4 protein-coding genes are annotated in these 10,105 nt (G+C 73.8%); all 4 read left to right on the top strand.

Going from position 1 to position 10,105, the window contains the following annotated elements; all coding sequences use genetic code 11:
- Positions 1 to 11 precede the first annotated feature (11 nt).
- From OHA58_RS39900 to OHA58_RS39885, 4 genes are read left to right on the top strand one after another with little or no spacing between them, the layout of a single operon-like run.
- Complete coding sequence (locus OHA58_RS39900) at positions 12 to 4,649, top strand: hypothetical protein (RefSeq protein WP_405475278.1); 4,638 nt, start codon at positions 12 to 14, stop codon at positions 4,647 to 4,649.
- A gap of 2 nt (positions 4,650 to 4,651) precedes the next feature.
- A complete protein-coding gene (locus OHA58_RS39895) occupies positions 4,652 to 6,370 on the top strand; it encodes a hypothetical protein (protein WP_405475279.1) in 1,719 nt (572 codons plus the stop codon).
- Complete coding sequence (locus OHA58_RS39890) at positions 6,367 to 7,329, top strand: WD40 repeat domain-containing protein (RefSeq protein ID WP_405475282.1); 963 nt, start codon at positions 6,367 to 6,369, stop codon at positions 7,327 to 7,329. Before OHA58_RS39895 ends, OHA58_RS39890 begins: the two co-directional genes overlap by 4 nt.
- 45 nt (positions 7,330 to 7,374) lie before the next feature.
- On the top strand, positions 7,375 to 10,101 hold the full coding sequence (locus OHA58_RS39885) for a peptidoglycan-binding protein (RefSeq protein ID WP_405475285.1): 2,727 nt from the start codon (positions 7,375 to 7,377) through the stop codon (positions 10,099 to 10,101).
- The last annotated feature ends 4 nt before the right edge of the window (positions 10,102 to 10,105 follow it).

The raw sequence follows: 10,105 nt of genomic DNA, 5'->3' as shown, positions 1-10,105 counted from the left end.
AGGCAGACCGGATGACCGACCTCGCACCGCTGCGCGCGGCCGTCGCTCAGGCCGAGCAGCGCCGCGCCGGTCTCGGCCCCGAGGCCACGCCCGACCAGCGACGGGCCGCCTACCAGGCCCTCCAGACGGCCCGTCAGGCCCTCCACCAGGCGCTGCGCGAGTTCGTCGGCACGGCAGACGCCGACGCACTGCTCGCCCGGCTGGATCCCGAAGTGCCCCTCATGCTCACCCCGGTGCACCTGGAGACCCGGCTGCGGCCGGACGGCGGCCGGCCCGACACCCTCCAGGTGCGGATCTTTCCCGACGACATCCACGTCGACAGCCATGAACCGCTCCTCACCGACGGTGAGATCCAGCAGGGCAAGCGGTACTGGCGCATCGTCTTCCGGGCCGGGCGCACCGAGAACCCGGCGGGAGACCGGGCCCGTATCCGGCTCGGCGCCTGGGAGCAACTGTGCGGCACGCTGGGCCCGGCCCGCGCCCGCTGGATCGTCACCGTGCTGACCCCGAAAGCCGACGACCGCCCCGAACTGCCCCTGGCCGACGACGTGGCGGGTCCCGAGCCGTCCTGGCCCGCCGCATCCGACATTCCCACCCGCTCCCGCGGCTGGAACAGGCCGGCCACCGCCTCCACTCTCCCCGACCAGTTCATCGTCCAGGCCTTCCAGCAGACCCCGGACGGCGAGATCCTCGTCGGCGAGCGCCGCGGCGAGGCCGTACCGGACACCGTGCAGGTGAGACCTGACCCCGACGCGCCGGCCGCCCCCGCGGGCGCGACCACCACGCCCCTGACCGACCCCGGCCTGCGCTGGCTCACCGACTTCTCCGCCGCCCACGACAACGGTCTCGCCCTCACCGTGCCCCTCGACCGGCCCGGCTACGATCCGGACCTCCGCCCCCTGCTCTCGCGCGTCGTCACGTTCGGCGTGTCGGCCTCCATGGACCCGCAGATCTCCGCGGACCGGCTGGCCCGACTGCTCACCGGGCGGGCCCGCGACGGCGAGGCCGCCTACGTCCTGCAGGACACGCCCACCAACAACATCCCCGACCCTCACCACCCGCGGAACGACCCTCCCGACGTCGACGCCCTGCTGCACGCGGCCGCCCCGGCACCCTCCGCTCCCGATCCGTGGGCCAACGCCACCTGCCTGGCTTCGGCACTCGGCATCCCGCAGGAAGCCGGCGCCGCCCTGCCCGGCGGCACCGAACCCGAGCAGGCTGACGCGCGCGCCCTGCAACTGGCCCTGTGGAGCGCGACCGGCGACTTCTTCCTCGACCAGCTCCTCGAGAGCGACAGCCACACCGACGAGACCGGCATCGACCTGGAGTGGCTGCGTCTGCACCACGCGGACGCCGTGCGGGCCCGTGGCCCGCTGCCGACCCTGCGCCTGGGCAAGCAGCCGTACGGCCTGCTGCCCGTCACCGTCATGCGCCGCTGGAGCCCCGACCCACAGGGCGAGCACCGCCACCTCGCCGGACTGCACCGGGTGCTGACCACCCTGCGTCCGTTCTGGGAGGTCGGCGTCGACAGCATGCCGCGAGTCGGCGGACCCGACCAGCCCGGCGACACCCTCGCCCTGCCCAAGCCCGAACGGGACGTCCTGCGCGCCCTGGGCCTCGCAGCCGTATCGAAGTCCTGGGACGTGCGGGCCGTGCGCGGTGCCCTCAACGCCTGCTACACCAACCGCGTCCTGGGCCTGGTACAGGACTGCGGCTTCGGCCCCGAGTCCCGTCTGTCCACCGCCCTGAACCGGGCCCTGGGCATCGACTACGAGCCGGTCATCTCCCACCACGAGAACGAGCCGCGCAGCAACCGCCTGTGGATGCCCGCCACGCGACTGACGGAACTGCCCCCGGGCACCGACCCGATCAACGAACTCGCGGGATTCCTCGATGAGGTCGTCGACCGGTTCGAAACCCTGCACATCCTGGTGCGCCCGGCCCGGGCCCGCACCCTGCTGGAGGCGCTGCTGCGGCACACCGCCAACCTGGAGTACGGCCATGCCGCCGCCGGAGCCGCGCATGCGAACCACCTGGTGACGGACGCACGGCTGCGGTTCGCCGAGGTCCTGCTGGCACCCTCGACGGCCGGCACCCTCGCCTCCCAGGCCGGCCTCGCCCTCAGGCCGTTCACCCTCAAGGCCACCCTCGGCCTCACCCTGCCCGGCGTTGCCGAGGCCGCCGCACCCACCGTGCACGACGCCATCAACGACGCACGCGTCCTGCTCGCCCCCGCCGTCGAGGTCGCCGCCCTCCACCACCGGGGTGTCCTCGACGCCCTCAGCGCCGAACGCCCCTGGAGCGTGCGCCTGGCACAGGTCGACGCCGCCCTGCGCTACCTGTCCACCCGGGTCCACGACTTGCACGACGCCGGCCGGGATCCCTTCACCGTCCTGGAACGCCTCCTGGGCGAGTGCCTGGACCTCGCCTCCCACCGGCTCGACGCCTGGATCACCTCGCTGGCGACCGTACGCCTGAAGGCCATGCGATCCGCCACCCGCCGGCCCACCGGGGTGCAACTCGGCGCCTACGGATGGGTGGAGAACCTCTCACCGAGGGAAGGCCGCCGCAGCGAGGGATTCGTCCTGGCGCCCTCGCTCGCCCAGGCCACCACCTCCGCCGTCCTGCACAGCGGCGTCCTCTCCCACCCGTCGGACCCCGGTGCGTTCGCCGTGAACCTGTCCTCCAGCCGGATGCGGGCCGCCATGGCCGTGCTGGACGGCGTGCGCCAGGGGCAGCCGCTGGGCGCGCTGCTCGGCTACCGCCTGGAACGGCGGCTGCACGAGGCCCGGGAGAGCGCCACCGAGCCCTTGGAACTCGACCGGGTCATCGCTCCGCTGCGCACACAGTGGCCGTTGCGGGCCGTGCACCACCAGGCCCCGGGCGCCACGGATTTCGTCGCTCCGCACGATGTCACCGACGGGGCCGCCGTGGGCGCCCTCACCGTGGACGCCGCGCTGAGCCAACTGACGCCCACCGTCCATCCGCCCCTGGACGCCACACGGGAGGTACCCGCGGTCCGCGCCGCACTGGACGCCCTGCACGACGACATCGACGCCGTCGGCGACCTGCTGCTCGCCGAGAGCGTGCACCAGCTCGCGAACGGCAACCCGGACCGGGCCGGCGCCACCCTGGACAGCCTCGCCGCCGGCGGTCAGGCACCGCCCCGCCCCGAGATCCTCGACACCCCTGACCAGGGCACCGCCATCACCCACCGGATCCTGATCGTCGTCCCCAAGGACGTGCCCCTGTCGCACGGCTGGGACGGCCCGGCCCAGCGCGCCCGGCCCCGCGCGCTCGCCGAACCGCTGCTCGACGCGTGGGCCGGCCATCAGCTGGGGCGGACCGACCGGATCCGGCTCCAGGTCGCCTGGCGGCGGCCCGGCCACCCCACGCCGGCGGCGACCCGCCAGCACCCCTGGCCGCTCACCGACCCGTGCGCGCTGGACATCGTGGCCCTCACCGCCGCCGGAAGCCTGCGCGCGGCGCTGAGCCAGGCCCTGACCGCACACCGCCCGTCCGACCTGCCGGGCGATGCCGTGGCCGACCTGCTCGACGGGCGGGACGCCCACTGGCCGCGTTCGACGGTGTCCCTGCAGGAGTTCGAGGCGCTGGCCGGTGCGGTCGCCGCGGTCCTCGCCGCCGGCCGGCCCGGCACGCCCGCCGACCTGGCACCCGCCGCCAACCCGCCCACACAGGCCCCCGACGAGACCGAGCTGCGCGGCCGCGCACAGAGCGCCATGGCGGGTCTGAAGCTCGCCAAGGACGCCGCTGACCTGCAACGTCTGTCCGCCTACGGAATCGTCGTACCCCCATCCGACACCGACGACGCGGCCGCGCGCGCGAGGGCCGCCCAGCAGGAGGCCGACACCCGACTCGGCCTCGCCGCGCAAGCACTGGCCGGTAAGGGCCCGCAGGCCGCGGTGGCCGCCCTGCAGGCGGTCTTCGGGCCCGGGTTCCGCGCCGTCGGCCTGACCACCGCACCGGCCCCCGCCCCGCTCGCGGCGTCCTTCGGGCCCGGCCTGGACCGCGGCGGCACGGACGACACCATCCCGCGCGACTGGCTCGAACGGACGGCGGCCGTACGGCCCGGTGCCTCGGCCCTCGCCGACCTGCTGCTGCACACCGACGCGGTCGGCACCGGCGGAGACTTCGCGCTGCGGATCGGGCAGACCCCGTTCACCGCCCACGACCACTGGGTCGGCGCCGCCCGCACGGCGGGCCTGCCCTCGGCGACCGGCCTGGCCGTGCACGGCCTGGCCGCCCCCGACCTCACCCACCCCGTGGCCGTCCTTGTCGTCGACGAATGGCCGGAACTGATCCCGGCCGGGCGACAGACGGCAGGAGTCGCCTTCCACTACGACGCCCCCGGCGCCCGCGCCCCCCAGGCCGTGCTGCTCGCCGTACCGCCACAGGTGGGCCACCCCTGGACGGCCGAGCTGCTGAGCGAGACCGTTCGCGAGGCACTCGACCTCACCGGACTGCGCCTGGTCGACCTGCAGGCGCTCGGCTGGCTGGGCCGCTACCTGCCCGCCGTCTACCTGCCCCAGGACGCCCTCGGGTCCTTCCCCGGCATCGACCTCAAGGACATGCTGAAGACCCACATCGCCGCAGGCGTCATCGCCAAGCTGAGAGACCTGGAGGCCTGAGCATGGCCGACGACAAGGCGGTCTTCGCACAGTTCCACCGCATCGAGCCGAACGTCCGGCCGAGCGGCACCGGCGGACAGCTCGACGAGGCCCTCCAGGCCCGGATCGCCGACCCGCTCTTCCTGCTGGCCAGGCAGCGGCAACTCGCCGAGTTTCACGGCGAGGACGGCGGCTCACCGGTCGGCTGTTCGCTCACCACGGCGGCGGCCACCGTGGACCGGTTCCGGCCCGGCGACACCGCACCCTCGGTGCCGTATCCGCCGGGCGTGCCCGTCGAGTATCTCGCCGAGGCCGGCCGCGGCCCGGACCCGGCGGACCGGGAGCTGCCGCTGCGCACCGCCGCGCGGGCCGGACTGCGGTTCCTCCACCAGCTCGGCGCGCTGCCCACCGGCGTCCAGAACTCCGTCACGGACCAGGCACTGGCCAAGTTCCCCCTCCTCGACAGCGCCTCCCCGGGGGAGCCCGCAGGCGAGCCGGAGGCCGACCCCGCGGGCCGTACGCTGGGGCAGGTCCTGCTGGTTCGCGCCCCGCACGGCGGAAAGCTCGCGCGCGGACTGGCCGCCGGCTGGCATCCGACCGGCCTCAGCCCGGCCCAGCTGACCGCCTTCAACCAGGCCGCGACCGCATGGAAGTCCTGGTTCGCCGCCGAGCACACCCCGCCGGCCGACTCCAGTTGGGTGCGCGACCGCCTGGAGCACCACTTCGCCGTCGAGGCCTCCCGGGGCAATCAGCGCATCACCCTGACCGCTCCCGAATACCCGGGCGGCGGCGCCGAGGGCTACCAGTTCGAAATCGACGCCGCCGCCACCGCCTTCACCACCCCGGGCTCGTCCACCCGCACCGTCCTGCCCACCCGCGCCACCTACCCCGGCATGCCCGCCGAGCGCTGGTGGGAGTTCGAGGACACCACCGTCAACCTGCCCTCCATCGAGGCCGGCGTGGCCGACCTCGCCCGGCTGCTGCTGGTGGAGTTCGCCAACGTGTACGGCAACGACCACTGGGTCGTCCCGCTGGAGCTGGAGGTCGGGCAGGTCCACGGCGTCACGGACCTCACCGTCGTGGACACCTTCGGCGACCCGCTGGCCCTTCAGGCCGCGGGCGACGAGCACTGGTCCCTGTTCCGGCTCGGCGTCGCCGGATCCCGCCGCCCGGGACCGGCCCTGCTGCCGCTCCTGCCCAGGGCCGCGGGCCGCATCGAAGGACCGCCCGTGGAGGAAGTGCTGTTCGTCCGCGACGAGATGGCCAACCTCGCCTGGGCGATCGAACGCACCGTGCAGAGCGCGACCGGCAAGCCCCGCCCACGCGCCGACGAGACACCCGACCTGACCCCGCCCGGCCCGTCGGACGTTCCCGGCGCCCTGGCCTACCAGCTCGAATCGTCCGTGCCCTACCACTGGATCCCGCTCGTCCCCGTCCCACTCGTACCCGGCTCGGCCGCGATCCGGTTCCGGCGCGGGCGGATGACCCTCCCCACCGCACAGGGCACCGTGCGCACCCAGGCACGCGGACGGCTGCTGGAGCCGGAAGTGCACCGGGTGTACTTCCGCGACGAGGAGATCCCGCGCTCCGGGGTGACGGCCGGCCGGGTCCCGGTGACCGTGCGCGGCCACGACGGCCACCACTACCGCTGGGTCGGACGCCGTTCCCGCGCCGGGCAGGGCGAGGCCGCCTCCCAACTGGCCTTCGACGCAGTGCTCCCCGCCAAGGAGACCACGCCATGAACCACGGCGACGGCGCGGTGAGCGCTCTCACCCTCACCGGGAACGGATCGGAACTCGTCAGCGCCGACGCCGCCGGCCGCGTCCTGCGCTGGCGCCGGGAGACCGGCGAAGCACTCTGCTCCCTGCTGGTCGCCCACAAGCGCAGCGTCTGGTCGATGCTCCTCACACCCGACGACAACGAGATCGTCACCGCCGGCAGCGACGGCAGCCTGCGCCGCTGGAACCGCACCACCTCCGCCGCCGTGGCCGACCCCTTCCCCGCCCACGACGACTGGATCCTCGCCCTGCGTAAGACCACCGACGGCGCCGAACTGCTCACCGCCGCCTACGACGGCACGGTACGGCGCTGGAACCGGACCGACGGCACCTCCCTCGCCCCGCCGCTGAACGCCCACGACGGGGCCATCCGCGCGATGACCCTCACCCCGGACGACGAGGAGATCGTCACCGCCGGCAACGACGGCGCCGTGCGCCGCTGGCACCGCACCGACGCCACCCTCCTGGCCGGCTTCGACGGTCACATCGGCCCCGTACCCGCCGTGGCCGTCACCGCCGACGGCGGCGAGATCGTCAGCGGCGGCCGGGACGGCACGGTGCGGCGCTGGGACCGGGGGAGCGGCGGCCCGCTGAGTGACCCCCTCGTGGCCGGTGCCCCGGTCCGCGTCCTCACCCTGACCACCGACGGCGAGATCGTCGCGGGCTGCGACGACGGCACCGTCCGCCGCTGGCAGCGCACCACCGGCAAGCCCGTGGGGACGCCCATGGCCACCGGTCACCCCAGTGTCTGGGCGATCACCGCCACCCCCGACAGCAGGGAGATCATCACCGGCGGCTGGGACGGGTTCATCCACCGCTGGACCCGCGATCCGGCCGACCCCGCCGTCCTGCGCCGGGCCACCCAGCAGACCCGGGTCGACACCGCGCCGCGCCTGGAGATCCGCGGCACCACACCGTTCTGACGCTTGCCCGACACCGGGAAGCGTGCCCGATGCAGGGAGCAGCCGATGCCCGACATCGAGATCGACACCTCGCGTCTCACCGCGCCGTCGTTCACGGTGCCCGAGGCCGGCACCGGGCCGATCGACGGCTCGGTCACCCCGCCGCCCCCGGTGACGCTACCGGCCCCCGGCACGTACCACCTGAAACAGGGCTCCGCCCCCGCCTCCGACGTGGTCTTCTCGGTGACCGCGGACGGCACGCTCGACTTCGACGCGGCACTCGACGGCGTCGCCGAAGGCCGCGGCACCCGCCGCCTGACCCTGCGCGGGCTGCCCGTGCACCTGGACGCCACCGCCCTGGACCACGCGCTGAAACTGGAGATCGGCGGCCTGCCCCTGCCCGCGGACCGACCCCACGATCTTGTCCTGCTGCCCTGCCAGCAATACCGCCTCAGCGGAGGAAACGGAAACCTGGCCTTCGCGCTTCCTGTCACCGGCTCGATCCAACTCGATCCGGACGCCGCTGGTTTCGCCTCGGCGTCCGGCAATACGCTGACCATTCAGGGCCGCACGATCCGCATCGACGGAACAGCACTGTCCCACGACGTGGAGCCGACCGGCCTTTCCGGGCTGAGCTTCCATCCGCGTGCGTCTGTGAACGAGCTGACGGTGCTACCGGCGGACGGCTACGGCTTCTACGCGGGGTCGAGTTTCGTCGCGGACCTGAAGTTCGCTGTCGGCCGGGACGGACAGGTGAGCGTCGCGCCGGAGTTCGCCGGCTTCGCCACGGCCGCGGGAGACACGCTCATTCTGCGGGGTCGCACGATTCACGTCGACGGAACGGCGCTGAGCGGCGACGTGGAACCGACTGGCGCCGGAATGAGCTTTCTGCCGCGTACGTCCGTGCATCAGCTGACGGTGCTGCCGGCCACGGGATATGGCTTCTACACGGGGTCGGGAGTCGTCGCGGACCTGAAGTTCGCTGTCGGCCGGGACGGACAGGTGAGCGTCGCGCCGGAGTTCGCCAGCTTCGCCACGGCCGTGGGAGACACGCTCGTGCTGACCGGCTGCACCATTCGTGTCGACGGAACCGCGCTGTCCCACGACCTGCTGCCGTTGGGAATCGCCCGGGCGGACGAGTTCCTGCCGCGGGCGTCGGTGAACGAGCTGACGCTCCTGCCGGCGGACGGCTACGGCTTCCAGCCCGGATCCGGACTCGTCGCGGACCTGAAGTTCGGAGTCGACCCTGACGGGCACGTCTACGTCGACTTCGAGTTCGCCGGCTTCGCGTCGGCGGTCGCGGACACGCTCGTCCTGCACGGTTACCCGGTCCTGATCGACGCGACGGCCGCGGACAGCGACCTCGTCGGGCTGAGCAACATCTCGGCGTCCACCCCCGGCCCACCACCGAACCGCCGCGGCCCCCGGGAGATCCTCTACGCCCTGCTGCCCGCCCGCGGCTACCTCCCGCAGACGGTGAACGGCGTCCTGCGGACGGGGTTCGACTTCGAGCGGGACGGCACCGTCACCTTCCCCTACTCGGCGGCCGGCCGCTACAGCGTCGCGTCCCCCACCGCACCCACCCCGTCCGAGCAGGGGCAGGAAGTCACCCTCAACGCCCTGGTGCGCCCGACGGACGCCGATGCGGGCCCGCCCCGCGGCACGGTGATCTTCTCGCTCCAGCAGGGACCGCCCCTCGGTACCGCCGAGGTGGACGACCAGGGGCGGGCGAGCATCACCACGAGCGATCTGCCGCTCGGCGACAGCGTCATCGCCATCGACTACGCGGGAGGCGATGCCTTCGTGCCGGCCAGTACCACCGTCCCTCATCACGTCAACCCAAGGCAGGGCGAGCCCGTCGGGGACGCACCGCTGGCGGAGGTCCTGGACTGGGCGCTGCTGCCCACCCTCGCCCTGATGGCCGACCCGCACGCGGTCGACGGCCATGTGAAGCTGGCCCAGAGCCTGCTGAACGCCGCTGGAGCCGCAGCGCCCACCCTCGTCGTCGACGGCAACTTCGGCGTCCTGACCCAAGCCGCCGTACACACCTTCCGCGCCGGACCGATCCTCACCCCCGGGGACGACATCGACACACCCGTCTGGTTCGCGCTCGCCGTGGCTGCGCCCTTCCCCCTCCTGGAGCCCGGCCCCCGTATCCCGCCCATGACGGGGCCGCCGGTGGCCGTCGTCCAGCGCCTGCTGAACCAGCAGGGCCCCGAGCCGCCCCTCGACGACGACGGGAAGTACGGACCCGAGACGGAGACCGCGGTACAGACCTTCCAGATGGCCCACGGCCTCACCGTCACCGGAACCGTGACCCCCGAGACCTGGGTCGCGCTCGCCGGGCCGCCGCCCACCCCGACCCCCTCCGGCCCGTCCGGCTCCAGGAGCATGCGCCTGACGTTCTCCTACGACAGCGCGGACTGGGCGCAGGGCGGCCCGGTCGTCCGGTTCGTCTCGCGGGAGGACCTGGAGATGACCGCGCCGCTCGCCGCCGATCCCGACGACTCCCCCCACGGCCGCGCCGGGTTCTGGTACGAGCTCCGCGATGCGGCCGGCCGGGTGCTGTACCGGCGTGGCCGACACCGGCCGATCGCCGTCCTCCGGGAGGTCCCGGGCCCCGAGGACGACGGCGGTCTCGTCGCCCTCCCCGTCGACGCTCCCCGGGGCACCTTCGAGCTGATTGCACCCTTGCTGCCCGAAGGCGCCTCGGTCGTCCTGTTCAGCAGCCCGCCCGATCCGGACCGGCTGGACGAACCGGCGTCCGAGATCTTCTCTCTGCCCGTCGACTAGCCGC

The organism is Streptomyces sp. NBC_00009, assembly GCF_045040855.1.
GTDB lineage: Bacteria > Actinomycetota > Actinomycetes > Streptomycetales > Streptomycetaceae > Streptomyces > Streptomyces aureus.
The sequence above is the reverse complement of the archived record's forward strand: the minus strand, read 5'-3'. Positions and strand labels throughout refer to the sequence as shown.

Excerpts from the sequence above, each read along its gene's own strand:
- OHA58_RS39885 (WP_405475285.1), top strand. The coding sequence starts at position 7,375 with ATGCCCGACATCGAGATCGACACCTCGCGTCTCACCGCGCCGTCGTTC.
- OHA58_RS39895 (WP_405475279.1), top strand. The coding sequence starts at position 4,652 with ATGGCCGACGACAAGGCGGTCTTCGCACAGTTCCACCGCATCGAGCCG.
- OHA58_RS39890 (WP_405475282.1), top strand. The coding sequence starts at position 6,367 with ATGAACCACGGCGACGGCGCGGTGAGCGCTCTCACCCTCACCGGGAAC.
- OHA58_RS39900 (WP_405475278.1), top strand. The coding sequence starts at position 12 with ATGACCGACCTCGCACCGCTGCGCGCGGCCGTCGCTCAGGCCGAGCAG.